Here is a 24,820-nt window from a genome sequence, read left to right as displayed (position 1 = left end):
CCGCACCGTAATGGGCGGCAAGTTCCGTTAAGATGACCGGACCGTAGCAGAGTGAGAGTCATTAATGGAACAGGAGACCCGTTTGAGTGCGGAACAGTCCGTCGCACCCGGCACGGTCCGACCTGGTGGCCGGACCGCGAAGGTCCGTGCCGCGGTCCTCGAAGCGACCCAGGACGCCCTGGTCGAGCAGGGCTTCCACGGTCTGAACATGGACCGGGTCGCGGCGGCCGCGGGCGTCGGCAAGACCACCGTCTACCGGCGCTGGGGATCATCGACCGGACTGGTCACCGATCTGCTGCACGACATGGCCGAGCAGTCGCTTCCCGCCGCCGACACCGGCACGCTCGACGGTGACCTCCTGGCCAACGCCCGTCTCGTACGGAAGACGCTCACCGACCGACGAATGGGACCCGTCTTCCAGGCGGTCATCGCGGCCGCCGCCTGTGACGCGGACTGCGCCACCGCGCTGAACGGCTTCTACACGACCCGGCTGCGCGAATGGGCACCGGCCGTCGCACGGGCCGTCGAGCGCGGCGAGGTCCCGGCCGGGACGGACGCGACGGAGGTGCTGCGCGCCGTCTCCGCGCCTCTCTATTACCGCTTCGCCGTCAGCCGCGAACCGCTTTCCGCGGCCGACGCGGAACGCTCCGTGGCGGTCGTCCTCGCGGCGGCGCGGGCCGGAGCGTTCGTACCGCCGGACGCGGCGCGGTGATCCGCGCGGCGGGCCGACGCGGAGCCGCCTGAGTACTCGTACTCAGGCGCTCCGGTCGTCTCCGACGCAAGCTCGGACTCATGCTGTGGTCCGACCCCAAGAACGAACCGACCGAGGAGCTGCGCGCGACGCAGTCGATGATGCGCCGCGCCGGAGTCGTGCTCGCGCTGGCGATGGTGGTGGCGATGATCGTGCTCGGCCTCCGCTGAGCGCCCTCGCCAACGCGCGCGTCCACCGCGAAGCTCCTGCTGTCCGCCGGATCCGGTGCGTACGGCGGACAGCGGGGACCGCCGTCAGCAGTCCATGTGGCTCATCGAACCGGCCCTGGGCGCACCACCGCCCGCAGGAAACCGGTCGCGGTCGTACGGAAACCGGTGTGTCCTGTGCGACCCGCGTGAGGGACGCACCACGTGGTCAGCGCGGCTGGATCGTCGCCCGTCTCATATCTCTCGTGACAGGTCGTACACATCACCTCGCGCGTCGGCGGGCCGCCGGACACGTCCTCGCGCAGCGACCAGTCACCGAACCACACCGCCGACGCCGGGACCGGTGCGACCACCTGCACCAGCGTGGCGGCGGGCAGCCGCAGCGAGGGCCCGCTCTGGAAGGTGATCACGGCGACGGAGCCGCCGGTGGCGCAGCGGTCCAGCCGGGTGGCCTTGATCTGGCGCCGGTGTCCGTCGATGGTCACCCGGTCTCCGGGAACGAGGAGCACGGCCAGCCGGTGCCGTTCAGTCGACATGGTGCCGCCCGCTCTCCCGCTCGGCTCGCGTGCCGGTCAGTTCGGACCAGACCCGCTTTCCGATGCCGGGCCGCGCGCTGACACCCCACCGGTCCGAGAGTGCGTCCACCAGAAGCAGGCCGCGTCCGTCGCAGTCGTCGGCGCCGGGCTCGCGCTGCTGCGGCCGGCCCGAGGAAGCGTCGTCCACTTCGATGCGGACGCCGTACGGGGAGGAGCTGAAGATCAGGCGTATGGCGGCGAACATGACGCAACAGACGCTGAGCGAGGGCGTGGTGTGTTCTCCCACGCTGATCAGTCACTTCGAGGCGGGACGCCGACTGCCCAACCCCGAAGACGCCCAGCGTATCGACCTGGTCCTGGGTACTGACGGCTTCTTCGCACGCTGCTGGAGGATCTCGACCCCCGGTACGCCGAACACTTCGTGGCGGTGGCGGAGCTTGAGCGACAGGCGACGGAGATCCGCTATTACGCCTTGTCGCTCATTCCCGGCCTGCTTCAGACGGAGGCGTACGCACGCGCGGTTTTCCAGGTGTATCTCCCGAACTTCCGGGTGACCGACATTGACCAGTGGATTGTCAATCGCATGCGGCGTGCTCAGATCTTCGAGGGGCCGTCAGCTCCCGTAACCTGGATCTTGCTGGACGAGGCAACGCTTCGGCGAAGAATCGGTGGCCCTGGGACCATGGCCGCGCAATTGCGCAAGATCGAGGGAATGACAGAAGCGGGGCAACTGCGCCTGCACGTCATGCCCTTCGCTGCTGGAGCCCACTCCTTGGTGGAGGGCATGCTCTACCTGCTGAACTTCGAAGACGCCCCGCCGATCGCTTACGCCGAGGGGGTGTCCACGGGGCACCTGATGGACGATCCGGCCCGGGTGAGGTATTGCCAGACTGCTTACGACCTGGCCCTGAGCGATGCGCTGTCGCACGAGGCGTCACTAGCCCTGATCAGGGCTGTAGCGAAGGAATACGAGCATGAACAGCAGTGAGCAGACCATCCCGGACGCCCACTCCATTTCCGGGTGGCGTAAGTCCAGCTACAGCGGACCGTGCAACGGCGAATGCCTCGAAGTGGCCGACGGACACACCACCGTCCCGGTACGCGACTCCAAGAACCCGCACGGCCCGGCACTGGTCTTCTCGGCCGAGGGCTGGTCATCGTTCATCTCCGCCGTCAAGGACGGCAGGTCCCTCACCTGAGTCACCGCCACCGATCAGCCCCGCGCGGCCATTCTTCGCCTACGCCGTTGCGCCGCCCTCGGTAGCCTCGGACGCCACAAAGACCCCAACGACCGACCGGTGACCATGAGCGCAAAGCCAGCCACACCCGTAATCGACACGCACGTCTTCCTGCGCGACGGCGACAAAATGCTGCTTTCACAACGTGGGGGCCCCTACGGCTACGGCCGATGGCACGCCCCGTCAGGCAAACTCGACGAGGGCGAGCCGATGACCGTCGGCGCGGCGCGTGAGCTGTTCGAGGAGACCGGCGTCGCGGTCGATCCCGCGAACCTTCGCCTCGTTCACATCGTCCACCACAGACAGAGCGAGGACATCGAGCGGGTGGGTTTCTTCTTCGAGGCCACGGAGTGGCACGGGGAACCGATTAACCGGGAACCCGACAAGTGCCTCGGCCTCGAATGGTTCAGCGTTCACGAGCTGCCCGAGGACATCATCGAGTACCCCGAGGCCGGGCTGCTGGGGTACCTGAACGGAACGGGACCGCTGACCGAGCACGGTTGGCGGTAGCGGTCCCGGCCCGCACCCGACCGCGTCGGCCGGTCGGTGTCAGCCCGTCACGTCCATACGCTGCGTGCCGATGACCGCCAGCAGCCCCAGCGGATGCGGCCCGAGGAAGACGCGGCGCATCAGGTTGCGGTCGCGCGGCGGCGTTCAGCGCGGGATCACCCAGCCCGGTGTCCAGGTCCCGGCGGCGTCGTAGCCTGCCGCTGTGGCGGCGAGGTGCGCGCGGAGGGTCGCCAGCGCCGGGTGCGGGTTGTCGCGGTGCCAGAGGAGCGAGTGCGGGTAGACGGGCGTCGGGTCGGTCACCGGGATACGGCGCAGGCCGTGGCCGTCGGGCCAGACGAGGCGGGTCCGCTCGCCCATGAAGGTGGCCAGGGCCGGAGTGTCGGCGACGGTGTCGAGGAGCGCGTCGGAGCCGAAGTTGGGGCCGGTCGCCTCGATGGTGAGGCCGAACTCGGCGACGAGGTCGTCGTAGTAGGCGGCCCACTCGGTGCCGGGGACGATGCCGGGCATCCAGATCCGGTGTCCGGCGAGCTGTGCGACGGTCACCGACCGGGCGCCCGCCAGCGCGTGGCCGGGGCCGGTGAGGAGCTGGAGCGGCTCGTCGACCACCCGGACGGACTCGATTTCCTCGGGAAGGGACCGGCCCGGCGCGGCGACGGCACGGAAGGACGCGTCGATCGCACCGGACCGGATGGCGGCGACGGCCTTCTCGATGTCGAACAGCCACACCACGTCGAGCTCGATCTCCGGGTGCGCGCGGTGGAAGCCGCGCATCAGCGCGGACGCCGCGCCGCGCGAGGCGATCACATCGACGCGCAGCGGACGGCGGCCGGTGCGTACGGACGCGACCGCGCGCTCGGCGACGCGCAGCAGCTCGCGCGCGTGCGGCAGGAACGCCTGCCCGTCGATGGTGAGTTCGGCGCCGCGCGCGGTGCGGGTGAACAGCCGCACGCCGAGGTCGCGCTCCAGCGCGGCGATGCGCTTGGAGACGGCCTGCTGCGTGACCGCCAGCTCGGCGGCGGCCTCCTGGAACTGCCCCGCGTCGGCGGCGGCGACGAAGGTCCGGACGGTGTCGAGGTCCACGCCGACACCCTAAGTGCGGTCCCGTAAGGCCACAACCATTGGTTGTGGCTGGGCGGCCCTGCGGTTGTTTGATCCCTGGCTGTGCCGCTCGCTTTGATGCTTTCGGTCGCGGATCGGTTGTACGGGCGAGTGGAGAGGGGCATCGGGCGTGCGGAGCGGGCACCGGCTGGGACATCTGCTCGGGCATCGGCTGGGATGGCGGTTCGGCTGGCTCTGGGCAGCGTATGGAACCAGTGCGCTCGGCATGTGGCTCGCCTTCGGCGCGTTCCCGCTGATCGCCATCCAGGTGCTGCACGCCGGACCGGCCGAGGTCGCCGCGCTCTCCTCCGTGGGTGCGGCGGTGGGCGCGGCCGTGGCGGTGCCGCTCGGTCCGTGGACGGAGTTCCGCCGCAAGCGGCCGGTGCTGATCGCGACGGACCTGGTGCGGTTCGCGGCGCTGCTGACGATCCCCGCCGCGTTCGCGCTCGGCGTGCTCACCTTCCTTCAGCTCCTGCTGGTCTCGGTCGTCGTCGCGGCGGCCGACATCACCTTCCGCGCCGCCTCCGGCGCGTATCTGAAGACACTGCTGCCGGCCGAGGACCTGCTCGTCGCCAATGCCCGGTTCGAGTCCACGACCTGGACGACCACGATCATCGGACCGCCGCTGGGCGGCGCGGCGATCGGGCTCCTCGGTCCGGTGGCGACGGTGGTGGCCGACGCGGTCAGCTATCTGCTCTCGGCCCTGGGCATCCGCGCGACGGGCGGGCACGAGCCGCCGTCCGAGCGCCGGGAGGCCGCGCGCGTACGGGCCGGGGACCTGCTCGACGGCTGGCGGTACATCCTCGCCGACGCGACGCTGCGTCCGCTGTTCTTCAACACCGCCTTGTTCAACGGCCTGGTGATGGCCGCCTCGCCGCTGCTGGCCGTCCTGATGCTCGGCCGGCTCGGGTTCGCACCGTGGCAGTACGGCCTCGCCTTCGCCGCGCCGTCGATCGGCGGGCTGCTCGGCTCCCGGCTGGCCCGGCCGCTCGTCAGCCGGTTCGGACAGCACCGGGTCCTGGTCGTGGCCGGGACGCTGCGCGCGATCTGGCCCGTCGGCCTGGCCTTCCTCGGGCCGGGCACGGGAGGGCTGGTGCTGGTGATGGGCGTCGAGCTCGGGCTCATCTTCTGCTGCGGGATCTTCAATCCCGTCTACGCCACCTACCGCCTGGAGCGCACCGCGACCGATCGGGTCGCCCGCACGCTGTCCGCCTGGGCGGTGACGACCAGGGCCTCGACCGCGCTTCTGACGGCCGTCTGGGGCGTACTGGGCGGGCTGCTCGGCCCGCGTACGGCCATCGGCCTGGCCGGCGTCCTTCTGCTGGCGACCCCGCTGCTCCTCCCCCGCCGCGCGGCGGCGCCTCTTTCCGAGCCGGAGCCGGCACCGAGCCGCACCTGACCGCGTCGGCCGGCACGGCGCCGGTGCCAGCCGTGCGGTACCGTCGCCGCGCCGCACCTCCAAGGACGACGGCGGACGCCGTACGGAGCCTCACTCGCCTCTGAGCAGGCCGACCGTGCCCGCCAGGCCCTCGTCGCCGTGGCCCTGGGCCACCCGTCGGCTCATCAGCTCCATATAGGGGGTGAGAAGGCGGGAATCGACGGACTGCTCCTCCGCCGTCGCCAGGAATGTGGCGTTCGCCGCCGCCATCATGGCGAGATTGGAGGTGACGCCCTCGGTGTAGTCGCCGCTCTCCAGTTGGGCGGCCACGCCGTGGACGGCGCCGGCCATGGCGCCGAGCCATTCCGCGAGCAAGGTGGCGAATCCGGCCTGGTCAAGGTCCTTCTCGGGGCGCACCAGCGCGAAGGCGTGGGTGATGCCCGCGAACATGCCGGTCATCGCGCTGAGCAGAGCGATGTCGTGCAGCGCCGCGCGACCTGGGTCCTCGCCGACGAACTTCGCTCCTGCGGGAGCCTCCAGTGCCTCGCGATGGCGCTCGAACAGTCCGAGGTCGCCGCTGTAGAAGACATAGCCGCCGGTCTCGGGCCGGCCGATCATCGGCGGAATCGCCATGATCCCGCCGTCCAGGAAACGGGCTCCGCGCTCCTCGGCCCACCGGGCGCGCCGCTTGGCCTCGGCGGGCGTGCCGGTGGTCAGGTTGACCACGTCCCTGCCGTTCAGGTCGATGCCGTCCAGCGCCTCGCCCACCGAGGCGTCGTCCAGCAGGCACAGGACGACGGGACCGGTGGCCGCGGCCACCGCCTCGGCCGGGCCCCCCGCCGCCCGGGCGCCCTCGGCCGCCAGGGCTCCGGCCTTGGCCGCGGTGCGGTTCCATACGGTCAGCGGATGCCCGGCGGCGAGCCAGGCGCGAGCGAGTGCGGTGCCCATGTCGCCGAGGCCGAGGAGGGTGATGTGGGTCTTGGAAGTCGTGTGCGTGTTCATGTGGATCAGGCTCACGCATGCCCAAACCGTGATCAAGTACGCACTCTTTTGTGGGCAGTTACCTTAAGGTGAGTGCATGACCAGGCGGGACACGTACGTGTGCGGCATCGACGCGGCGATCGACGTGGTCGGCGGCAAGTGGAAGGTGCTCATCCTGTGGGCGCTCGACGCGGGGCCCTGCCGGTTCGGCGAGCTGCGGCGCGGCGTTCCCGGTGTCACGGAGAAGGTGCTCGCCTCGCATCTGCGGGAGCTGGAGTCCGACGGCGTCGTCGTCCGGGAGGAGGCTTTCGAGGGAGCCGTACGCCGGGTCGGCTACGCTCTCACTCCGCTCGGTGTCTCCCTCAACGAGGCGCTGGGCCCGCTCGGCGCCTGGGGCAGGACGCATCTCCTCGGTGACCGGAGCGCACACGAGGAAGTGTCCGACTCGTTGCGCTGACTCGTTGCGCTGACTCGTTGCGCTGACTCGTTGCGCTGAACAGCCGCGACGCAACGCCGCCCGGCGTCGCTCAGCCCGTCACGTCCATGCGCTGCGTGCCGATGACCGCCAGCAGCCGCAGCGCCTCCTCGGACGGTGAGCCCGGAGCGGCGGTGTAGATCACGACCCGCTGGTCCCGGTCGGTGATGTCGAGGACATCACAGTTGACGGTGACCGGGCCGACCAGCGGATGCTGGAACGTCTTGCGCAGAGAGGGCGCGTCGCACACGTCGTGCGACGCCCACAGCCGCGCGAACTCCGCGCTTCCGGCGAGGAGTTCGCGCACCAGCCCGGCCACCTCGGGATCGTCGGAGTAGCGGGCGGCGGTGGCGCGCAGGTGCCGGGCCGAGGTACGGGCGAACGCGTCCGCGTCCGACACTCCGTACAGCCGCCGGCCCTGCGGATGCGGCCCGAGGAAGACGCGGCGCACCAGATTGCGGTCGCGCGGCGGCAGCGCGGAGAAGTCCTCCATGAGAGCGGCCGCGAGATCGTTCCAGGCGATCACCTCGTATGTCGCGGACGTCACGATCGCGGCGGCCTGCGGCAGCCGGTGCAGCAGGTCGAGGATGCTCTGGCGTACCTCACGGGAGGGCCCGGCCGACGGGGCCGGCGGCGCTCCGGCGAGATGGTGGAGGTGGTCGCGCTCGGCGTCCGACAGACGCAGCGCCCGGGCCAGCGCGGCCAGCACCTCGCGCGACGGGCGCGGCGCGCGGGCCTGCTCCAGCCGCGTGTAGTACTCGGTCGAGATGAACGCCAACTGCGCCGTCTCCTCGCGGCGCAGCCCAGGTGTGCGGCGGCGCGGACCGGCGGGCAGGCCCGCCTCGGCGGGTGTGATCCGCTCGCGCCTGCTGCGCAGGAAGGCCGCCAGTTCTTGTCTGTCCACAGCCCCAGTGTGCGCGGCTGCCACGGAACGATCCAGGTACCGCCGGTGCCTGGATAGCCTCCGTGGCCCGGCGCAGGCTCGCTGCCATGGACAACACACCAACCACAAGTGGAACCACCTCCACCGCCCTGGGCCTGCTGGACGGCAAGGTCGCCTTCATCACCGGTGCCGGTCGCGGTATCGGCGCAGCCGCCGCGCGGCTGTTCGCCAGGGAAGGCGCCCGGGTGCTGCTCGCGGCCCGGACGGAGGACCAGCTCAAGGCGGTGACCGAGGAGGTCAGGGCAGCCGGCGGCGTCGCGGAGTACGTAGTGTGCGATCTGGCCGACGCGGCCAGTGTGCGGGCCGCCGTGGACCGCGCCGTGGCCCTGTACGGCCGGCTCGACATCGCCTTCAACAACGGCGGGACATTCGTGCCGCCCGGCCCGATGGACCAGGTGCGGGAGGCCGACTTCGACTACGTCTACGCCGTCAACCTCAAGGGCCCGTGGCTGGCCATGGTCGCCGAGATCGCCGCCATCCGGGCCACCGCCGGGACGGGAGCCATCGTCAACAACTCCAGCGTCGGCAGCCTGATGGGCAACCCCGAGCTGCCCGCCTACGGTGCGATGAAGCGGGCGGTCAACAGCCTCACCGAGTCGGCCGCCATCACCTACGGTCCGGAAGGCATCCGCGTCAACGCGATCGCGCCCGGAAACACACAGACCGAGATGATCAGTACCTGGGAAGCGCATGCGCCCGGACTCGTCGAGCGGCTCAACGCCTATACGCCGCTGCGCCGCGCGGCCGGCCCCGAGGAGATCGCCCAGGCCGCCGCCTGGCTGCTCAGCGACCGCTCCTCGTATGTGACCGGCACGGTCCTCCGGGTCGACGGCGGCGCGCGGGCCTGAGCCGAAAGGCGCCGCGCCGTGGTCGGCGGTGACCTCCGGGCCCGGTCCAGGTGCGCGCACCTGCCCGGAGGCGCTCGTCCCGCTCGTCCTACGATGGCCCGCATGACCGATCAGCGCCGCCGGCTCGTCCTCGCCTCCGCCTCTCCCGCCCGTCTCGGACTGCTCCGCCAGGCCGGGCTCGCTCCCGAGGTGATCGTCAGCGGTGTCGACGAGGACGCGCTGTCCGCGCCGACACCGGCCGAGCTGGCGCTCGTTCTCGCCGAGGCCAAGGCCACCGCCGTGGCCGCGCGTCCCGAGACGGCCGGGGCGCTGGTCATCGGCTGCGACTCCGTCCTCGAACTGGACGGTGAGGCGCTCGGCAAGCCGGCCGACGCCGAAGAGGCCACCGCCCGCTGGAAGTCGATGCGCGGTCGCTCGGGCGTGCTGCGTACGGGCCACTGTGTGATCGACACCGCGACCGGCCGCCGCGTCTCGGAAACGGCCTCGACCACCGTCCACTTCGGCGACCCGGCGGACGCCGAGATCGCCGCGTACGTCGCGTCCGGCGAGCCGCTCCATGTCGCGGGCGCCTTCACTCTGGACGGCCGCTCCGCGCCCTTCGTCGACTCGATCGAGGGCGACCACGGCAATGTGATCGGCCTGTCCCTGCCGCTGCTGCGCCGGCTGCTCGCCGGGCTCGGAGTCACGATCACCGATCTGTGGGTCTGAGCCGATCGCGGGCGACCGGAGCGGGATCAGGCGGGCGCCGGGCCCTCGGCCGAGCCGCTCGCGGGCCCGGCCGCCGGTTCTTCGTCCCGGTGGCCGGGCCGCCGCTCTCGGTCGTATGCCACCAGTATCAGGACGATCAGCGCCAGGACGACCATCATGAAGGCGAAGGCCGTCCAGCCCACCAGACCCACCGTCACCGCGCCGAGCACTCCGTGCACGACCGCGCAGGCGATCAGCACGACCCGGCCGAAGCGGCCCGGCGCCAGGTCCTTGACGGCCGTACGCACCAGAAGTGCCGCGCACAGGACGAGATACAGACCGAAGACGCCGCCCATCGCCCAGGTGCCGGCCGACATGGCGTCCGGGTCGAGCCCGGCCAGGGACATCTGCTGATTGCGTACGACCGTCGCCAGCACACCGTTGACGAACACGACGCCGAGCGCCTCCGCCAGCAAGACGATCGCGGCCACCCAGGCCACCGGTCTGCGTCCCACGGCCTCCACCCTCTTCCCCAGTTACCGCAAGTACGGACGACATCGCGCACGCTACTAATCGGTAAACCCGCGGACAAGGGCCCGCGCGGAGGCAAAGAATCATTCGGCCATTCGTAGGGACTCCACAAAGAAACGCGATCCGCCGAGGGGCACTCAGACAGAGAGCTGGACCACGTCCGACCGCTACTGTGCGACGAAGGATCGCGGCGTACCGTGGTGCCACAAGGGATTTCGCCACTTGAGCGCGGCTCTGGTCACGCTCCGTGTGCGCAAGGTCACCACTGGGGACGAGTCGAGAGGGCGTGTCGGCTGTCCCTAAACTCAGCTTGTCTCAAGGAGGGAGCCATCGTGCGCAAGGTGCTCATCGCCAACCGTGGCGAAATCGCTGTCCGCGTTGCCCGTGCCTGCCGGGATGCCGGGATCGCGAGCGTAGCCGTCTACGCCGACCCGGACCGGGACGCCCTGCATGTCCGCGCGGCCGACGAGGCGTTCGCTCTGGGCGGTGACACACCGGCTGCCAGCTACCTGGACATGGCCAAGGTGCTCCAGGCGGCGAAGGATTCGGACGCGGACGCCATCCATCCCGGCTACGGCTTCCTCTCCGAGAACGCCGACTTCGCCCAGGCCGTCCTGGACGCGGGCCTGACCTGGATCGGCCCGCCGCCGCAGGCCATCCGCGATCTGGGTGACAAGGTCGCGGCCCGCCACATCGCCCAGCGCGCCGGCGCGCCGCTCGTCGCCGGCACCGCCGACCCGGTCTCCGGCTCGGACGAGGTCGTGGCCTTCGCGCGCGAACACGGTCTGCCGATCGCCATCAAGGCGGCCTTCGGCGGCGGCGGTCGCGGCCTCAAGGTCGCGCGCACGCTGGAGGAGATCCCGGAGCTGTACGACTCCGCTGTCCGCGAGGCCGTCGCGGCCTTCGGCCGTGGCGAGTGCTTCGTCGAGCGCTACCTCGACAAGCCCCGGCATGTGGAGACCCAGTGCCTGGCCGACTCGCACGGCAATGTCGTCGTCGTGTCGACACGTGACTGCTCGCTCCAGCGCCGCCACCAGAAGCTGGTCGAGGAGGCGCCCGCGCCGTTCCTGAGCGAGGCGCAGAACGCCGAGCTGTACGCGGCGTCGAAGGCGATCCTCAAGGAGGCCGGTTACATCGGCGCGGGCACCGTCGAGTTCCTCGTCGGCGCCGACGGCACGATCTCCTTCCTGGAGGTCAACACCCGGCTCCAGGTGGAGCACCCGGTCACCGAAGAGGTCACCGGCATCGACCTGGTCCGTGAGATGTTCCGGATCGCCGACGGCGAGGCGCTCGGATACGACGACCCGGCCATGCGCGGACACTCGTTCGAGTTCCGTATCAACGGCGAGGACCCGGGCCGTGGCTTCCTGCCCGCGCCCGGCACCGTCACCACCTTCGCTCCGCCGACCGGTCCCGGTGTCCGGCTGGACGCGGGCGTCGAGTCCGGCTCGGTCATCGGCCCGGCCTGGGACTCGCTCCTGGCCAAGCTGATCGTCACCGGAGCCAGCCGTGAGCAGGCGCTCCAGCGCGCGGCCCGCGCGCTGGCCGAGTTCAATGTCGAGGGCATGGCGACCGCCATCCCGTTCCACCGCAAGGTGGTCGCTGATCCCGCGTTCACCTCCGACCCGTTCACGATCCACACCCGGTGGATCGAGACGGAGTTCGAGAACGACATCCCGGCCTTCACCGCGCCCGCCGACGCGGACATGGACGAGGAGACGGGCCGCGAGACCGTCGTGGTCGAGGTCGGCGGCAAGCGCCTCGAAGTCTCCCTGCCGACCAGCCTCGGCATGTCGCTGGCCCGCACCGGCCTGGCGGCCGGCGCCAAGCCCAAGCGCCGCGCGGCCAAGAAGTCGGCCTCCACGGCCTCCGGCGACACGCTGACCTCCCCGATGCAGGGCACCATCGTCAAGGTCGCCGTCGAAGAGGGCCAGGAGGTCAAGGAGGGCGACCTCGTCGTCGTCCTGGAAGCCATGAAGATGGAACAGCCTCTGAACGCGCACCGCTCCGGCACCGTCAAGGGCCTGGCCGCCGCCGTCGGTACGTCCCTCACCTCCGGCGCCACCATCTGCGAGATCAAGGACTGACCGGCCCTCCGGTCCGTCCGTCCGTAACCACGCCGTCCCGCCGGATCCGTCCGGCGGGACGCTGTCATGTCCACGAGCGGACGGTCCCGCGGCGCCGGCCGTTCCCCGGGCAATGGCATCCTGGACGCCACAGGTGCCACGGCACCACAGGTGAAGACAGGAAGGACCGCGCGATGGCGAGGAGTACGGCACAGGCGCCGCCCCGGCCCATGCGCGCCGACGCGCGCCGCAACTACGACCGGCTGCTGGCCGAGGCCCGCATCAGCTTCGCGGAGCACGGCACGGACGCCTCGCTGGAGGATGTGGCGCGCCGCGCGGGCGTGGGCATCGGCACGCTCTACCGCCACTTTCCCAACCGGCACGCGCTGATGAGCGCCGTCTTCCAGGAGGCGCTCGCCTCGCTGCTGGAGCGGTCGCGCGAACTCGCCGGAGCGGCCGGGCCCTGTAACGCGCTGGTGGAGTGGCTGCGCGCCATCATCACGCACGCGGGCGAGTACCGCGGCCTCTCGCAGGCGCTCATGTCGGCCTCGCGCGACGAGAGTTCCGCACTGTCGCAGTGCAGCGTGCCGATGCGCGAGGCGGGCGAGCGGCTGCTCGTACGGGCGCAGCGCGCCGGGAGCGTGCGGCCCGACGTCTCCATCGACGATCTGATGCAGTTGACCAACGCCATCGCGCTGGCCGCCGAACAGACCCCGGACGATCCGCGGTTGGCCGACCGCCTGCTGACGCTGACCCTGACGGGCCTCAGCACGCACCGGCCCGGACCGGACGAGGAACCGCCGGCCACGCCGAGCTGAGCCACGGACCGGAGACGGACCGGCCGGAGATCCGGACCGACCGGAGACGGACCGGCCGGAGACGGACCGGCCGGAGATCCGGGCCCCGGCCCGCCGCGCCGTCCGGTCAGCGGCGGCGCAGGTCGGCCACTCTCGCGCGCTCGCCCTGTTCCTGAGCCGACAGCGGAGCGGCCGCGCCGCGCAGTTGTGGCCCCGGGCTTCCGCCCGGTCCCGCCGAGTGCGTACGGCGCTGGCCCGGCAGCGGCACATCGCGGCGGGGCGGGCGCCCCGGTGGGACCGGCTCGCCGCCGGGCGCCGCCGCCGCGCCCGCCACCGCGATCTGCACGCCCTGGTCGGCGAGGGCCTGGAGCTCGGTCGCGGCCCGGTCGTCGTGCGCGGGCGGCTCGTCGGTCACCAGCCGGCTGATCAGGTCGGTCGGCACCGTCTGGAACATCGTGTCGGTGCCGAGCTTGGTGTGATCGGCCAGCACGACGACCTCCGCCGCGGCCTGCACCAGCGCGCGGTCGACGCTCGCCGAGAGCATGTTGGACGTGGACAGTCCGCGCTCGGCCGTCAGGCCGCTCCCGGAGAGGAACGCGCGAGTGACCCGCAGTCCCTGGAGGGACTGCTCGGCACCGCTGCCGACCAGCGCGTAGTTCGAACCGCGCAGCGTGCCACCCGTCATGACGACTTCGACACGGTTGGCGTGCGCCAACGCCTGCGCGACCAGCAGTGAGTTGGTGACGACGGTCAGTCCCGGGATCCGCGCGAGCCGGCGCGCCAGCTCCTGCGTGGTCGTACCGGCACCGACGACCACGGCCTCGCCCTCTTCGACGAAGCTCGCGGCGAGATCGGCGATGGCCGTCTTCTCCGCCGTGGCGAGATGGGACTTTTGCGGAAAGCCGGATTCTCGCGTGAATCCGCCCGGCAGTACCGCACCGCCATGTCTGCGGTCGAGGAGTCCTTCTGCCTCCAGCGCCCGCACGTCGCGCCGTACGGTCACTTCGGAGGTCTGGACGACGCGGGCGAGCTCACGGAGCGACACGGCCCCGTTGGCGCGCACCATTTCGAGGATCAATTGACGACGTTCTGCAGCGAACACGAAACTGACAGTAACCCCAATGTCCGTCTGGTTTCAGCAGTTTGCGCCGAATAACAGAAGTTGTACACAGACGAGCGCGCATGGTGGTATGAGCGATCGCGCGACTCGAACACGGCCCCGCGGTGAGGACGTGCCAGGACCGGTCCCGGGCCGGTCGGCCCCGGTCCGGCCGTGCGGCGACGAGACCCGGAGTCAGCTCTCCTCGCCGGTCTTCCGGGTGTGCAACTGCCGTGCCACCTCGGCGATCGACCCCGAAAGGGAGGGGTAGACGGTGAAGGTGTTCGCGATCTGTTCGACGGTCAGGTTGTTGTCGACCGCGAGCGCGATGGGATGGATCAGCTCGCTCGCCCGGGGCGCGACGACCACACCGCCGACCACGATGCCCGTACCGGGACGGGCGAAGATCTTGACGAAGCCGTCCCTGATGCCCTGCATCTTGGCGCGCGCGTTGCGCAGCAGCGGCAGCTTGACGACGCGGGCGTCGATCTTGCCGCTGTCGATGTCCGCCTGCGTGTAGCCGACGGTGGCGATCTCCGGATCGGTGAAAACGTTGGACGAGACGGTCTTCAGGTTGAGCGGCGTCACCGCGTCGCCCAGGAAGTGGTACATCGCTATCCGGCCCTGCATGGCCGCGACCGAGGCGAGCGCGAAGATCCCGGTGACATCTCCGGCGGCGTACACACCGGGCGCGGAGGTGCGGGAGACCCGGTCGGTCTTGATGTGGCCCGAGTCCTTGAGCAGGACACCGGCCTCCTCCAGCCCCATGCCGGCGGTGTTCGGGATCGCGCCGACCGCCATCAGACAGTGCGAGCCGGAGATGACCCGGCCGTCGGAGAGCGTCACCTCGACCCGGTCGCCCACGCGTTTGGCGGACTCGGCGCGGCAGCGCGACATCACGTTCATACCGCGGCGCCGGAAGACGTCCTCCAGCACGGCGGCGGCGTCCGGGTCCTCGCCGGGCAGCACGCGGTCGCGCGAGGAGACCAGCGTGACCCGGGAGCCCAGCGCCTGGTAGGCACCGGCGAACTCGGCGCCGGTGACACCGGAACCGACCACGATCAGCTCCTCGGGAAGCTCGTCGAGGTCGTACACCTGCGTCCAGTTGAGGATGCGCTCGCCGTCCGGCCGCGCGTCCTGGATCTCGCGCGGATGGGCGCCGGTGGCGATCAGCACGGCGTCGGCGGTGAGCGACTCCTGGCTGCCGTCCGCCGCGGTCACGATCACCTGGCGCGAGCCGTCCATCGCCTGCCGCCCGTCGAGCCGGCCGCGGCCGCGCATGACGCGGGCGCCGGCCCGGGTGACGGAGGCCGTGATGTCGTGCGACTGCGCGAGGGCCAGCCGCTTCACGCGTCGGTTGACCTTGCCGAGGTCGACGCCGACGACCCGGGCCGCCCGTTCCAGCGGCGGTGTGTCGTCCGCGACGATGATGCCCAGCTCCTCGTACGAGGAGTCGAAGGTGGTCATCACCTCGGCCGTGGCGATGAGGGTCTTCGACGGCACGCAGTCGGTGAGCACCGACGCGCCGCCGAGGCCGTCGCAGTCCACGACGGTCACCTCCGCGCCGAGCTGCGCGCCCACCAGGGCCGCCTCGTAGCCGCCGGGTCCGCCACCGATGATCACGATCCGGGTCACGAAAAAAGTCCGCCTCGCGTTGTCAACCCGGCCCGTCTGCCACCCCGGCCGGGGTTCCGGGGTGTCCCCGGGGGATGCAGTACGTACTCCATTGTCCCGCACGCTTCAAGCAGCTTCGCCCCGGGTCCCTCCATCCGGGAACCCGGCGCCGCCGGGCCGGGCCCGGCGGCGCTCCGCCCCGAGCCCGGCCGGTGGACCGGCGGTCACGCCCGCACCTCCCGTACCCTCGACCTCATGTCGCTCTACGCCGCGTACGCCGGCAACCTCGACGCGCGGCTGATGACCCGCCGCGCCCCGCACTCACCGTTGCGCGGCACCGGCTGGCTCAACGGCTGGCGGCTCACCTTCGGCGGGGAGCAGATGGGCTGGGAGGGCGCGCTGGCCACGGTCGTGGAGGCCCCGCGCTCACAGGTCTTCGTCGCGCTGTACGACATCGCTCCGATGGACGAGGACTCCATGGACCGCTGGGAAGGCGTCGGGCTCGACATCTACCGGCGGATGCGCGTCCGGGTACACACGCTGGACGGCGAGGAGCCGGCCTGGATGTATGTCCTGAACGGCTACGAGGGCGGCCTGCCGTCCGCCCGCTACCTCGGCGAACTGGCCGACGCGGCGGAGTCGGCGGGAGCGCCGCACGACTATGTGATGGAACTGCGCAAGCGCCCCTGCTGAGCCCGGCCGCGCGGGCCGCGGCGACAGCGCCCGCGACGGCCGGCGTACCGCCGGCGCGGCACTCCGGCACCCGTCCGGCCCAGGGCCGGACGCTTTTCGCGGGAAACGACAACACAACGATGTAAGGCCCGTACCGCCGCTCATCTACGCGCGTAGGAAATGACCGGCTACGCTCATCCGCGTGAACGCATCTGTTATCCCCGGCAACGCCGGCGGACCCGACGATCCCCTTGCCGTCGCCGACGCCGCCGCCGCGCGGCTGCGCGACCTCACCGGCGCCGAGACCCATGACGTCGCCCTGGTGATGGGCTCCGGATGGGGCCCCGCGGTCGACGCGCTCGGTGCGCCCGAGGCGGACTTCCCGGTGACCGAGCTCACGGGCTTCCCGCCTCCGGCCGTCGCCGGCCACGGCGGCAGGATCCGCTCCTACAAGATCGCGGAGAAGCGGGCGCTGGTCTTCCTCGGCCGTACGCACTACTACGAGGGCCGAGGCGTCGCGGCCGTCGCGCACGGCGTACGGACCGCGGTCGCGGCCGGCTGCAAGACCGTCGTCCTGACCAACGGCTGCGGCGGGCTGCGCGAGGGCATGCGGCCCGGCCAGCCCGTGCTGATCAGCGACCACATCAATCTGACGGCCGTCTCACCGATCGTCGGCGCGAACTTCGTGGACCTGACCGACCTGTACTCGCCGCGGCTGCGCGCGCTGTGCAAGGAGATCGACCCGGCCCTCGAAGAGGGCGTGTACGTGCAGTTCCCCGGCCCGCACTACGAGACGCCCGCCGAGATCAACATGGTCCGGGTGATGGGCGGCGACCTGGTCGGCATGTCCACCGTGCTGGAGGCCATCGCGGCCCGCGAGGCCGGCGCGGAGGTCCTCGGCATCTCGCTGGTCACCAATCTGGCGGCGGGCCTGTCGGGCGAACCCCTCAACCACGAGGAGGTCCTCAGGGCGGGCCGCGACTCGGCGACACAGATGGGTGCGCTGCTGGCCCAGGTGCTTGAGCGCATCTGAGCCGGGAATGACATCTCCCCCGGACACTCCTTCGGATCCGGGCAGCGGAATCAGTCGAGCAACCAAGCGGAGAGCGATCACCTCCGCGAGAACGGCGCCGGCTTCGGCGCAGGGAGGTGCCCCCACCGTGCAGCAGCAGGACATCGTCGCGCGGGCCACGGCCTGGCTGGCCGAGGACCCGGACAGCGAGACCCGCGAGGAACTCGGCAAGATCATCGACGCCGGGGACCCCAGCACACTCGCCGAGCTGTTCACCGGCACGCTGCAGTTCGGCACGGCGGGCCTGCGCGGCGAGCTGGGCCCCGGGCCCATGCGGATGAACCGCGCCGTGGTCATCCGGGCCGCCGCCGGCCTCGCCGCGTATCTGAAGGGCCACGGCGACGGCGACGGACTGGTCGTCATCGGCTACGACGCCCGCTACAAGTCCGCGGACTTCGCCCGGGACACCGCCGCCGTGATGACCGGCGCGGGCCTGCGCGCCGCCGTGCTGCCGCGTCCGCTGCCCACACCCGTACTGGCCTTCGCCGTACGGCATCTCGGCGCCGTCGCCGGCGTGGAGGTCACCGCCAGCCACAACCCGCCGAGGGACAACGGCTACAAGGTCTATCTCGGCGGCGGCTCCCAGATCGTGCCGCCCGCCGACGGCGAGATCGCGGCCGAGATCGAGGCGGTCGGCGCGCTGGCGACCGTCCCGCGTCCCGACAGCGGCTGGCAGACCCTCGGAGACGAGGTGCTGACGGCGTATCTGGAGCGTACGGACGCCGCGCTGACCGCCGGGTCGCCGCGGACGGCGCGGGTCGTCCACACGGCCCTGCACGGCGTCGGTACGGAGACCTTCACCGCCGCGTTCGCGCGAGCGGGCTTTCCCGAGCCCGTGCTGGTGGCGGAGCAGGCCGAGCCCGATCCGGCCTTCCCGACGGTCGCGTTCCCGAACCCGGAGGAACCGGGCGCGATGGATCTGGCCTTCGCCACGGCCCGCCGCGTCCAGCCCGATCTGATCATCGCCAACGACCCGGACGCGGACCGCTGCGCCGTCGCCGTCCCCGACGACTCGGCCGACGGCGGCTGGCGGATGCTGCGCGGCGACGAGGTCGGCGCGCTGCTCGCCGCGCATCTCGTCCACAAGGGCGTGACGGGCACCTTCGCCGAGTCGATCGTCTCGTCCTCGCTGCTCGGCCGGATCGCCGCCGCGGCCGGAGTCGGTTACGAGGAGACGCTGACCGGCTTCAAGTGGATCGCCCGCGTCGAGGACCTGCGGTACGGATACGAGGAGGCGCTCGGCTACTGCGTCGATCCCGACGGCGTACGCGACAAGGACGGCATCACGGCCGCGCTGCTCGTCGCCGAGCTCGCCTCGGAGCTGAAGGCGAAGGACCGTACGCTCACCGATCTCCTCGACGATCTGGCGGTGACACACGGTCTGCACGCCACGGACCAGCTCTCGGTCCGCGTCAAGGACCTGTCGCTGATCTCGGACGCGATGCGCCGGCTGCGCGAGCAGCCGCCGGTGCGGCTGGCCGGTCTGAACGTCGTCTCCGCCGAGGACCTGACGCGCGGCGCGGCCGGACTCCCGCCGACCGACGGCCTCCGCTACCGGCTGGAGGGCGCGTACCGGGCCCGCGTCATCGTCCGTCCCAGCGGCACCGAGCCGAAGATCAAGTGCTATCTGGAGATCGTGGTCCCGGTCGCCGACGCGACCGCGCTCACGACGGCCAGGACGACCGCGGCCGAGATGATCGCCGCCATGAAGCGGGACCTCGCGGCGGCCGCCGGCATCTGAGCCGTGCGCGTGTGGGCCCGTTCCACCACCGGGGACGGGCCCCTTGGCGTACCGGGCTCAGCCGGTGGCGAGCGGTACTCAGCCGGTGGCGAGCAGCACGACGAGGAAGACCAGGCCCACGACGGCCGGAGCCATGATCTCGTACGCCCAGCGGACCACCGGCGCGCCCTGCGCGGTGGGCCGGGAGGCGGACCGCTCGGCCAGTTCGCGCAGTTCGATCACCGTCCGGTCGGCCTGCGCCATCCGCCTGGCGGTGTCGGTGACATCCGCGTTGACCGAGGTCCTGCCGTGCGGATCGTCATGCGCGAGATGCGACTGGCGGCGGGCGGCGCGCTTGCGCTGCCGCAGGGAGACAGGGACGGCCCAGAGCTGGAACGTGCCCGCGTCCTCGGTGAACACCTCGCACGAGTACGACGCCTTCACATTCGTCACCGCCGCCCAGGGAAGACCGATCGTCCGGAACGGATTCCTGATCCGCAGCCGGTCGTCATTGGCGAAGACGGCCGGGCGCAGAGTGAAGGCGACGACGAGCGGCACGACGAGCAGCAGCCCGGCGAGCGCCAGCCACGGCGTGCGGCCGGTGCCGCGGATGAGCGCGTCTCCGCCGATCCAGGCGGCGATCACGAGCAGGACCGCTCCGCCCGCGATCCCGCCCACCGACCGGAAGACACGGTCGGCGTAGGTCGGCTCGGAGGGCTGTCGGGTGCTCGTCATATGCTCGATTCTGCCGTACGCCCGCAAGCGCCTCCAGGAACCCGTCCCGGTCCGCCGGGTCCGGTCACATCTCGGGAACGGCTCGCTCCGCCCGCGCGCATTCGCTGTACACCCCGCTACGCGCGTAGATATGCTCATCTGGTGACCATGCCCACCATCACCCCCGCATTCGCCGATGTGACGGCGTCCGACAGCTCACTGCGCCGGTTCCTGCACGGGCTGCCCGGCGTCGACACCGTCGGCCTGGAGGCGCGCGCCGCGTCGCTCGGGACGCGCTCGATCAAGACCACGGCCAAGGCGTACGCCATCGATCTGGCCATCTCCATGATCGACCTGACGACGCTGGAAGGCGCGGACACCCCGGGCAAGGTCCGGGCGCTGGCCGCCAAGGCCCTCCGTCCCGATCCGACCGACCGCACCACGCCGGCCACCGCCGCGGTCTGTGTCTATCCGGACATGGCGGAGACGGCCGTGGCCGCGCTCGCCGGTTCGGACGTGAAGGTCGCCTCCGTCGCCACCGCCTTCCCGGCCGGCCGCGCCTCGCTCGGTGTGAAGCTCGCGGACACCCGCGACGCCGTGGCCGCGGGCGCCGACGAGATCGACATGGTCATCGATCGCGGCGCGTTCCTGTCGGGGCGTTATCTGAAGGTGTACGAGGAGATCCGCGCCGTGAAGGAGGCGGCGGGAGCCGCCCGGCTCAAGGTCATCTTCGAGACCGGCGAACTCTCCACGTACGACAACATCCGCCGCGCCTCCTGGCTCGGCATGATCGCCGGTGCCGACTTCATCAAGACGTCGACCGGCAAGGTCGGAGTCAACGCCACCCCCGCCAACACCCTTCTGATGCTGGAGGCCGTGCGCGACTTCCACGAGCGGACCGGTGTGCGGATCGGCGTGAAGCCGGCCGGCGGCATCCGCACCAGCAAGGACGCGATCAGATTCCTGGTGCTGGTCAAGGAGACCGCCGGCGAGGACTGGCTGGACAACCACTGGTTCCGCTTCGGCGCGTCCAGCCTGCTGAACGACTTGCTGATGCAGCGTCAGAAGCTCAGCACCGGCCGGTACTCCGGCCCCGATTACGTAACGGTGGACTGACATGGCATTCGAGTACGCGCCGGCCCCGGAGTCCCGTGCGATCGTCGACATCGCACCCTCCTACGGACTCTTCATCGACGGCGAGTTCACCGAAGGTTCGGGCGGAGGTCTGAACAAGACGGTCAGCCCGTCCACCGAGGAAGTACTGGCCGAGTACACCCAGGCCAGTACGGCGGATGTCGACCGGGCCGTCAGGGCCGCCAGGAAGGCGTTCGAGAAGTGGTCCGCGCTGCCCGGTTCCGAGCGCGCCAAGTACCTCTTCCGTATCGCGCGGATCATCCAGGAGCGCTCGCGCGAGCTGGCCGTCCTGGAGACCCTCGACAACGGCAAGCCGATCAAGGAGACCCGCGACACCGATCTCCCGCTGGTCGCCGCGCACTTCTTCTACTACGCGGGCTGGGCCGACAAGCTCTCGCACGCCGGTTACGGCGCCGACCCGAAGCCGCTGGGCGTCGCGGGCCAGGTCATCCCGTGGAACTTCCCGCTGCTGATGCTCGCCTGGAAGATCGCACCGGCGCTCGCCACCGGCAACACCGTGGTGCTGAAGCCCGCCGAGACGACACCGCTGTCCGCGCTGTTCTTCGCGGACATCTGCCGCCAGGCCGGGCTGCCCAGAGGTGTGGTGAACATCGTCACCGGTGACGGCGCCACCGGCGCCGCCCTCGTCGGGCACCCGGACATCGACAAGGTCGCCTTCACCGGCTCGACCGCCGTCGGCAAGGCCATCGCCCGTCAGATCGCCGGGACGGACAAGAAGGTCACACTCGAACTGGGCGGCAAGGGCGCCAACATCGTCTTCGACGACGCACCCGTCGACCAGGCCGTCGAGGGCATCGTCACGGGCATCTTCTTCAACCAGGGCCAGGTCTGCTGCGCGGGCTCCCGGCTGCTGGTCCAGGAGTCGGTCCATGACGAGCTGCTGGACTCGCTCAAGCGCCGGCTGTCGACGCTGCGGGTCGGTGACCCGCTGGACAAGAACACCGACCTGGGCGCGATCAACTCCGCCGAGCAGCTCGCCCGTATCACGGCACTGGCCGAGACGGGCGAGGCCGAGGGCGCGCAGCGCTGGTCGCCCGACTGCGAACTCCCGTCCGCCGGCTACTGGTTCGCGCCGACTCTCTTCACGAACGTCACTCAGGCGCACACCATCGCCCGCGACGAGATCTTCGGCCCGGTGCTGTCGGTGCTGACATTCCGTACGCCCGAGGAGGCCGTGGCCAAGGCCAACAACACGCAGTACGGGCTGTCGGCCGGCATCTGGACGGAGAAGGGCTCCCGCATCCTGGCGGTCGCCAACCGGCTCCGCGCGGGTGTCGTCTGGGCCAACACCTTCAACAAGTTCGACCCGACCTCGCCCTTCGGCGGCTACAAGGAATCGGGCTACGGCCGCGAAGGCGGCCGCCACGGCCTGGAGGCGTACCTCGATGTCTAAGGAATCCACCGGCGCCGTCGCGGGCCGGCTGAGTGTCTTCAAGACCTACAAGCTGTACGTCGGGGGCAAGTTCCCGCGCAGCGAGAGCGGCCGGGTGTACGAAGTGACCGACTCCAAGGGCGCCTGGCTCGCCAACGCCCCGCTGTCCTCCCGCAAGGACGCCCGGGACGCGGTCGTCGCCGCGCGCAAGGCGTTCGGCGGCTGGTCGGGCGCGACCGCGTACAACCGCGGCCAGGTCCTCTACCGGGTCGCCGAGATGCTGGAGGGCCGCCGCGACCAGTTCGTACGGGAGGTCGCGGACGCCGAGGGCCTGTCGAAGCCGAAGGCCGCGGTGCTCGTCGACGCGGCGGTCGACCGCTGGGTCTGGTACGCGGGCTGGACCGACAAGATCGGCCAGATCGCGGGCGGAGCGAACCCGGTCGCGGGTCCGTTCTTCAACCTCTCCACTCCGGAGCCGACCGGAGTCGTCACCGTGCTGGCCCCGCAGGATTCGTCCTTCCTCGGCCTGGTCTCCGCCGTCGCACCGGTGATCGCGACGGGCAACACCGCGATCGTCGTCGCGAGCGAGAGGTCTCCGCTGCCCGCGCTCTCCCTCGGCGAGGTGCTGGCCACCTCCGACCTGCCGGGCGGTGTGGTCAATGTCCTCTCCGGAAAGACCGCCGAGATCGCGGCCCCGCTCGCCGCGCACCAGGACGTCAACGGCATCGATCTGACCGGCGCCGACGAGGTCCTGGCCAAGGAGCTGGAGATCGCCGCGGCGGACAACATGAAGCGGGTGCTGCGACCGCGGCCCACCGACTGGTCGGCCGATCCGGGCACGCGCCGGCTGACGGCCTTCCTGGAGACGAAGACGGTCTGGCACCCGACCGGCGGCCTCGGCGCCTCCGGTTCGTCCTACTGAGCCTCGGTTCCGCCGCTTCGCCGGTACAGGTGAGGGCCCGCCGCTCCGGGATTCCGGAGCGGCGGGCCCTCACCCATCGCCTCGCCGCACGGCTCAGCCGGGCAGCAGACCCGCGGCCGCGCCGGCCAGCGGCAGATCCTGAAGCGCTCCGCCCCGCGCCAGCGGACCGGTCACCAGCGCCGTGGACAGCGGCTTGAAGTCGGCGACCTGCGTGCCGACCGCGTTGTCCAGCGGATCCACGCCGGTGCCTGCCAGCGGATTGAGCCTGAGGTGCTTGACGGGAGCCACCGCGCCCGCCGTCCCGTGTTCGAGCGCGGTACCGAGGGACTGCCCGGCCGCCGTACCGGCTCCGGCGAGCTGGGACTCGGGGCCCGTCACGGGGACGGGCGCGGCGGGCTGCTGCGCCGCCTGGGCCGCGCCGCCCAGACCGAGGGCCGCGCCCGCTGCCGTGACGATCAGACCGGCACGCGCCAGAGCGCGGCGCGGCGGGGTGGGAGCTGCATGACGTGCCATGGGATTTCCTGCCTGGCCTGGTATTCGAGTGATCGGGAACGCACTCAGCGTAGTCGAGGCGGTGCTCGCGATACCAACAACACCGGCCAAGCGGACATATGACATCCCAAGGATGTGGCCGACCGGTCCCCGGGGGTTCACCTCGCGGACGGATGCCTCACACTGGTGTCCCGTGAGTTCCCCATCCCACCCGACCCGGGTCGTACTGCTCGCGGGCCCCTCAGGCTCCGGAAAATCGTCCCTCGCCGCCCGCACCGGCCTGCCCGTGCTGCGCCTCGACGACTTCTACAAGGACGGCGACGACCCGACGCTGCCGCTCGTCCCGGAGAGCACGGACATCGACTGGGACTCTCCGCTGTCCTGGGACGCGGACGCCGCCGTCGCGGCGGTCGCGGAGCTGTGCCGTACGGGCCGTACGACCGTCCCCGTCTACTCCATCGCCACCAGCGCCCGGGTGGACACGGAGGCACTCGACATCGAACGCACGCCGCTGTTCCTGGCGGAAGGCATCTTCGCCGCCGACATCGTGGCGCGCTGCCAGGAACTCGGCGTGCTGGCGGACGCGCTCTGTCTGCGCGGCCGTCCCTCGACGACGTTCCGGCGGCGGCTGCTGCGCGATCTGCGCGAAGGACGGAAGTCGCTTCCGTTCCTGCTGCGGCGCGGCTGGCGGCTGATGCGCGCGGAACGCGCGATCGTCGGCCGGCAGACGGCGCTCGGCACGTATCCGTGCGGCAAGGCCGAGGCGCTGGGCCGTATCGCGGCCGCGGCGGCCGGCCGGTGCGTGCGGCCGCGCCGCGCTCCGTCGGACGGGACGGCGGCGGCCGGCTCACCGGTGGGCGGTCGCTGAACGGCCGCTCCGCGAGGCGGCGGCTCCCGGCGCGACGAAAGCGGGACCGGACAGGTCCCCCCGGCCTGTCCGGTCCCGCTTCCTTTTCCGGTGATCCCCCGTGATCCCCCGTGC

27 protein-coding genes and 1 pseudogene are annotated in these 24,820 nt (G+C 71.2%); 18 read left to right on the top strand and 10 right to left on the bottom strand.

The genetic code is table 11. From position 1 onward, the window contains the following. Positions 1-64: 64 nt before the first annotated feature. Together PV679_RS33020 and mmpB are read left to right on the top strand one after the other, a co-directional pair. A complete protein-coding gene (locus PV679_RS33020) occupies positions 65-712 on the top strand; it encodes a TetR/AcrR family transcriptional regulator (protein WP_416069854.1) in 648 nt (215 codons plus the stop codon). Between the two features lie 80 nt (positions 713-792). Then, positions 793-921 (top strand): morphogenic membrane protein MmpB, encoded by a 129-nt coding sequence (gene mmpB / locus PV679_RS33015; protein WP_319684586.1) that lies wholly within the window; start codon positions 793-795, stop codon positions 919-921. Positions 922-1,022: 101 nt separating this feature from the next. Here mmpB and PV679_RS33010 read toward each other — a convergent pair whose 3' ends face one another. Both PV679_RS33010 and PV679_RS33005 read right to left on the bottom strand, forming a co-directional pair. Next, entirely contained in the window at positions 1,023-1,454 is a 432-nt protein-coding gene (locus PV679_RS33010; protein WP_319684584.1) for a hypothetical protein, read from the bottom strand. Beyond that, complete coding sequence (locus tag PV679_RS33005) at positions 1,444-1,698, bottom strand: ATP-binding protein (protein ID WP_319684605.1); 255 nt, start codon at positions 1,696-1,698, stop codon at positions 1,444-1,446. Before PV679_RS33005 ends, PV679_RS33010 begins: the two co-directional genes overlap by 11 nt. Here PV679_RS33005 and PV679_RS33000 point away from each other — a divergent pair. The 3 genes and pseudogenes from PV679_RS33000 (at position 1,646) to PV679_RS32990 (ending at position 3,202) form a co-directional block, all read left to right on the top strand. Beyond that, positions 1,646-2,442 (top strand): annotated as a pseudogene (locus tag PV679_RS33000) (helix-turn-helix domain-containing protein). The gene PV679_RS33005 and the pseudogene PV679_RS33000 sit on opposite strands and share 53 nt — an antisense overlap. After that, entirely contained in the window at positions 2,429-2,653 is a 225-nt protein-coding gene (locus PV679_RS32995) for a DUF397 domain-containing protein (protein WP_319684583.1), read from the top strand. The pseudogene PV679_RS33000 and the gene PV679_RS32995 overlap by 14 nt, the downstream one beginning before the upstream one ends. A 105-nt stretch (positions 2,654-2,758) precedes the next feature. Continuing rightward, complete coding sequence (locus PV679_RS32990; protein WP_319684604.1) at positions 2,759-3,202, top strand: NUDIX hydrolase; 444 nt, start codon at positions 2,759-2,761, stop codon at positions 3,200-3,202. A gap of 144 nt (positions 3,203-3,346) precedes the next feature. Here PV679_RS32990 and PV679_RS32985 read toward each other — a convergent pair whose 3' ends face one another. Further along, positions 3,347-4,282, bottom strand: coding sequence for a LysR family transcriptional regulator (locus PV679_RS32985; RefSeq protein WP_319684582.1), 936 nt, complete (start codon positions 4,280-4,282; stop codon positions 3,347-3,349). Between the two features lie 148 nt (positions 4,283-4,430). On the opposite strand from PV679_RS32985, the gene PV679_RS32980 reads away from it, so the two are divergent. Next, entirely contained in the window at positions 4,431-5,699 is a 1,269-nt protein-coding gene (locus PV679_RS32980; protein WP_319684580.1) for an MFS transporter, read from the top strand. Positions 5,700-5,789: 90 nt separating this feature from the next. Here PV679_RS32980 and PV679_RS32975 read toward each other — a convergent pair whose 3' ends face one another. Next, positions 5,790-6,680 carry an NAD(P)-dependent oxidoreductase gene (locus PV679_RS32975; protein WP_319684578.1) on the bottom strand — a complete coding sequence of 297 codons (891 nt, stop codon included), beginning with the start codon at positions 6,678-6,680 and terminating at the stop codon, positions 5,790-5,792. A gap of 76 nt (positions 6,681-6,756) precedes the next feature. Here PV679_RS32975 and PV679_RS32970 point away from each other — a divergent pair, with 76 nt between their 5' ends. Beyond that, complete coding sequence (locus PV679_RS32970) at positions 6,757-7,116, top strand: helix-turn-helix domain-containing protein (RefSeq protein WP_319684577.1); 360 nt, start codon at positions 6,757-6,759, stop codon at positions 7,114-7,116. Between the two features lie 70 nt (positions 7,117-7,186). Here PV679_RS32970 and PV679_RS32965 read toward each other — a convergent pair whose 3' ends face one another. Continuing rightward, on the bottom strand, positions 7,187-8,038 hold the full coding sequence (locus tag PV679_RS32965) for a helix-turn-helix transcriptional regulator (RefSeq protein WP_319684575.1): 852 nt from the start codon (positions 8,036-8,038) through the stop codon (positions 7,187-7,189). A gap of 86 nt (positions 8,039-8,124) precedes the next feature. On the opposite strand from PV679_RS32965, the gene PV679_RS32960 reads away from it, so the two are divergent. Together PV679_RS32960 and PV679_RS32955 are read left to right on the top strand one after the other, a co-directional pair. Beyond that, positions 8,125-8,925: a glucose 1-dehydrogenase gene (locus tag PV679_RS32960; protein WP_319684573.1), complete on the top strand. Its 801-nt coding sequence runs from the start codon at positions 8,125-8,127 to the stop codon at positions 8,923-8,925. Between the two features lie 93 nt (positions 8,926-9,018). Next, complete coding sequence (locus PV679_RS32955; protein WP_319684572.1) at positions 9,019-9,633, top strand: nucleoside triphosphate pyrophosphatase; 615 nt, start codon at positions 9,019-9,021, stop codon at positions 9,631-9,633. Between the two features lie 26 nt (positions 9,634-9,659). Here the strand turns inward: PV679_RS32955 and PV679_RS32950 are convergent, their stop codons facing one another. Next, positions 9,660-10,136, bottom strand: coding sequence for a hypothetical protein (locus PV679_RS32950; RefSeq protein ID WP_319684570.1), 477 nt, complete (start codon positions 10,134-10,136; stop codon positions 9,660-9,662). Between the two features lie 339 nt (positions 10,137-10,475). On the opposite strand from PV679_RS32950, the gene PV679_RS32945 reads away from it, so the two are divergent. Together PV679_RS32945 and PV679_RS32940 are read left to right on the top strand one after the other, a co-directional pair. After that, positions 10,476-12,230, top strand: a complete 1,755-nt coding sequence (locus PV679_RS32945) for an acetyl/propionyl/methylcrotonyl-CoA carboxylase subunit alpha (protein ID WP_319684568.1) — start codon at positions 10,476-10,478, stop codon at positions 12,228-12,230. Positions 12,231-12,403: 173 nt separating this feature from the next. Beyond that, positions 12,404-13,027 (top strand): helix-turn-helix domain-containing protein, encoded by a 624-nt coding sequence (locus PV679_RS32940; protein WP_319684567.1) that lies wholly within the window; start codon positions 12,404-12,406, stop codon positions 13,025-13,027. 106 nt (positions 13,028-13,133) lie between these two features. Here PV679_RS32940 and PV679_RS32935 read toward each other — a convergent pair whose 3' ends face one another. Beyond that, positions 13,134-14,072 carry a DeoR/GlpR family DNA-binding transcription regulator gene (locus PV679_RS32935; protein ID WP_416069856.1) on the bottom strand — a complete coding sequence of 313 codons (939 nt, stop codon included), beginning with the start codon at positions 14,070-14,072 and terminating at the stop codon, positions 13,134-13,136. A gap of 228 nt (positions 14,073-14,300) precedes the next feature. Beyond that, positions 14,301-15,740 carry an NAD(P)H-quinone dehydrogenase gene (locus PV679_RS32930; RefSeq protein ID WP_319684563.1) on the bottom strand — a complete coding sequence of 480 codons (1,440 nt, stop codon included), beginning with the start codon at positions 15,738-15,740 and terminating at the stop codon, positions 14,301-14,303. 234 nt (positions 15,741-15,974) lie between these two features. Here PV679_RS32930 and PV679_RS32925 point away from each other — a divergent pair, with 234 nt between their 5' ends. The 3 genes from PV679_RS32925 to PV679_RS32915 all read left to right on the top strand — a co-directional run bounded on the left by PV679_RS32925 (position 15,975) and on the right by PV679_RS32915 (position 19,204). Continuing rightward, entirely contained in the window at positions 15,975-16,412 is a 438-nt protein-coding gene (locus PV679_RS32925; protein WP_319684561.1) for a gamma-glutamylcyclotransferase, read from the top strand. 181 nt (positions 16,413-16,593) lie between these two features. Next, the gene (locus PV679_RS32920) at positions 16,594-17,424 is read left to right on the top strand and encodes a purine-nucleoside phosphorylase (RefSeq protein WP_319684559.1); all 831 of its coding nucleotides are present in this window, start codon (positions 16,594-16,596) and stop codon (positions 17,422-17,424) included. Between the two features lie 127 nt (positions 17,425-17,551). Next, the gene (locus PV679_RS32915) at positions 17,552-19,204 is read left to right on the top strand and encodes a phospho-sugar mutase (protein ID WP_319684557.1); all 1,653 of its coding nucleotides are present in this window, start codon (positions 17,552-17,554) and stop codon (positions 19,202-19,204) included. A gap of 78 nt (positions 19,205-19,282) precedes the next feature. Here the strand turns inward: PV679_RS32915 and PV679_RS32910 are convergent, their stop codons facing one another. Beyond that, the gene (locus PV679_RS32910; RefSeq protein ID WP_319684556.1) at positions 19,283-19,918 is read right to left on the bottom strand and encodes a PH domain-containing protein; all 636 of its coding nucleotides are present in this window, start codon (positions 19,916-19,918) and stop codon (positions 19,283-19,285) included. 147 nt (positions 19,919-20,065) lie between these two features. Between PV679_RS32910 and deoC the strand changes: the two genes are divergently transcribed. The 3 genes from deoC to PV679_RS32895 are packed head-to-tail and all read left to right on the top strand — an operon-like array spanning position 20,066 to position 23,346. After that, on the top strand, positions 20,066-21,013 hold the full coding sequence (gene deoC, locus PV679_RS32905) for a deoxyribose-phosphate aldolase (protein ID WP_319684602.1): 948 nt from the start codon (positions 20,066-20,068) through the stop codon (positions 21,011-21,013). 1 nt (position 21,014) lies between these two features. After that, positions 21,015-22,445 (top strand): aldehyde dehydrogenase family protein, encoded by a 1,431-nt coding sequence (locus PV679_RS32900; RefSeq protein WP_319684554.1) that lies wholly within the window; start codon positions 21,015-21,017, stop codon positions 22,443-22,445. Next, the gene (locus PV679_RS32895) at positions 22,438-23,346 is read left to right on the top strand and encodes an aldehyde dehydrogenase family protein (protein WP_319684552.1); all 909 of its coding nucleotides are present in this window, start codon (positions 22,438-22,440) and stop codon (positions 23,344-23,346) included. Before PV679_RS32900 ends, PV679_RS32895 begins: the two co-directional genes overlap by 8 nt. Positions 23,347-23,439: 93 nt before the next feature. On the opposite strand, the gene PV679_RS32890 is transcribed toward PV679_RS32895, so the two are convergent. Next, positions 23,440-23,859 carry a hypothetical protein gene (locus tag PV679_RS32890; RefSeq protein WP_319684551.1) on the bottom strand — a complete coding sequence of 140 codons (420 nt, stop codon included), beginning with the start codon at positions 23,857-23,859 and terminating at the stop codon, positions 23,440-23,442. A 112-nt stretch (positions 23,860-23,971) separates the two neighbouring features. Here PV679_RS32890 and PV679_RS32885 point away from each other — a divergent pair, with 112 nt between their 5' ends. Continuing rightward, positions 23,972-24,706 (top strand): uridine kinase, encoded by a 735-nt coding sequence (locus tag PV679_RS32885; RefSeq protein ID WP_319684549.1) that lies wholly within the window; start codon positions 23,972-23,974, stop codon positions 24,704-24,706. Positions 24,707-24,820: the final 114 nt, after the last annotated feature.

Origin of the sequence: Streptomyces sp. AK02-01A (genome assembly GCF_033795305.1) — a bacterium.
In the GTDB taxonomy this organism is placed as follows: domain Bacteria; phylum Actinomycetota; class Actinomycetes; order Streptomycetales; family Streptomycetaceae; genus Streptomyces.
Note: the sequence above shows the minus strand (reverse complement) of the source record. Positions and strands in the feature narration are given on the sequence as shown.

Bases quoted from the DNA above. Each gene is read 5' to 3' on its own strand.
- PV679_RS33020 (WP_416069854.1), top strand. From the start codon at position 65: ATGGAACAGGAGACCCGTTTGAGTGCGGAACAGTCCGTCGCACCCGGC.
- mmpB (WP_319684586.1), top strand. From the start codon at position 793: ATGCTGTGGTCCGACCCCAAGAACGAACCGACCGAGGAGCTGCGCGCG.
- PV679_RS33010 (WP_319684584.1), bottom strand. From the start codon at position 1,454: ATGTCGACTGAACGGCACCGGCTGGCCGTGCTCCTCGTTCCCGGAGAC.
- PV679_RS33005 (WP_319684605.1), bottom strand. From the start codon at position 1,698: ATGTTCGCCGCCATACGCCTGATCTTCAGCTCCTCCCCGTACGGCGTC.
- PV679_RS32995 (WP_319684583.1), top strand. From the start codon at position 2,429: ATGAACAGCAGTGAGCAGACCATCCCGGACGCCCACTCCATTTCCGGG.
- PV679_RS32990 (WP_319684604.1), top strand. From the start codon at position 2,759: ATGAGCGCAAAGCCAGCCACACCCGTAATCGACACGCACGTCTTCCTG.
- PV679_RS32975 (WP_319684578.1), bottom strand. From the start codon at position 6,680: ATGAACACGCACACGACTTCCAAGACCCACATCACCCTCCTCGGCCTC.
- PV679_RS32970 (WP_319684577.1), top strand. From the start codon at position 6,757: ATGACCAGGCGGGACACGTACGTGTGCGGCATCGACGCGGCGATCGAC.
- PV679_RS32960 (WP_319684573.1), top strand. From the start codon at position 8,125: ATGGACAACACACCAACCACAAGTGGAACCACCTCCACCGCCCTGGGC.
- PV679_RS32955 (WP_319684572.1), top strand. From the start codon at position 9,019: ATGGCCCGCATGACCGATCAGCGCCGCCGGCTCGTCCTCGCCTCCGCC.
- PV679_RS32940 (WP_319684567.1), top strand. From the start codon at position 12,404: ATGGCGAGGAGTACGGCACAGGCGCCGCCCCGGCCCATGCGCGCCGAC.
- PV679_RS32935 (WP_416069856.1), bottom strand. From the start codon at position 14,072: ATGGTGCGCGCCAACGGGGCCGTGTCGCTCCGTGAGCTCGCCCGCGTC.
- PV679_RS32925 (WP_319684561.1), top strand. From the start codon at position 15,975: ATGTCGCTCTACGCCGCGTACGCCGGCAACCTCGACGCGCGGCTGATG.
- PV679_RS32910 (WP_319684556.1), bottom strand. From the start codon at position 19,918: ATGACGAGCACCCGACAGCCCTCCGAGCCGACCTACGCCGACCGTGTC.
- deoC (WP_319684602.1), top strand. From the start codon at position 20,066: ATGCCCACCATCACCCCCGCATTCGCCGATGTGACGGCGTCCGACAGC.
- PV679_RS32900 (WP_319684554.1), top strand. From the start codon at position 21,015: ATGGCATTCGAGTACGCGCCGGCCCCGGAGTCCCGTGCGATCGTCGAC.
- PV679_RS32895 (WP_319684552.1), top strand. From the start codon at position 22,438: ATGTCTAAGGAATCCACCGGCGCCGTCGCGGGCCGGCTGAGTGTCTTC.
- PV679_RS32890 (WP_319684551.1), bottom strand. From the start codon at position 23,859: ATGGCACGTCATGCAGCTCCCACCCCGCCGCGCCGCGCTCTGGCGCGT.
- PV679_RS32885 (WP_319684549.1), top strand. From the start codon at position 23,972: ATGTGGCCGACCGGTCCCCGGGGGTTCACCTCGCGGACGGATGCCTCA.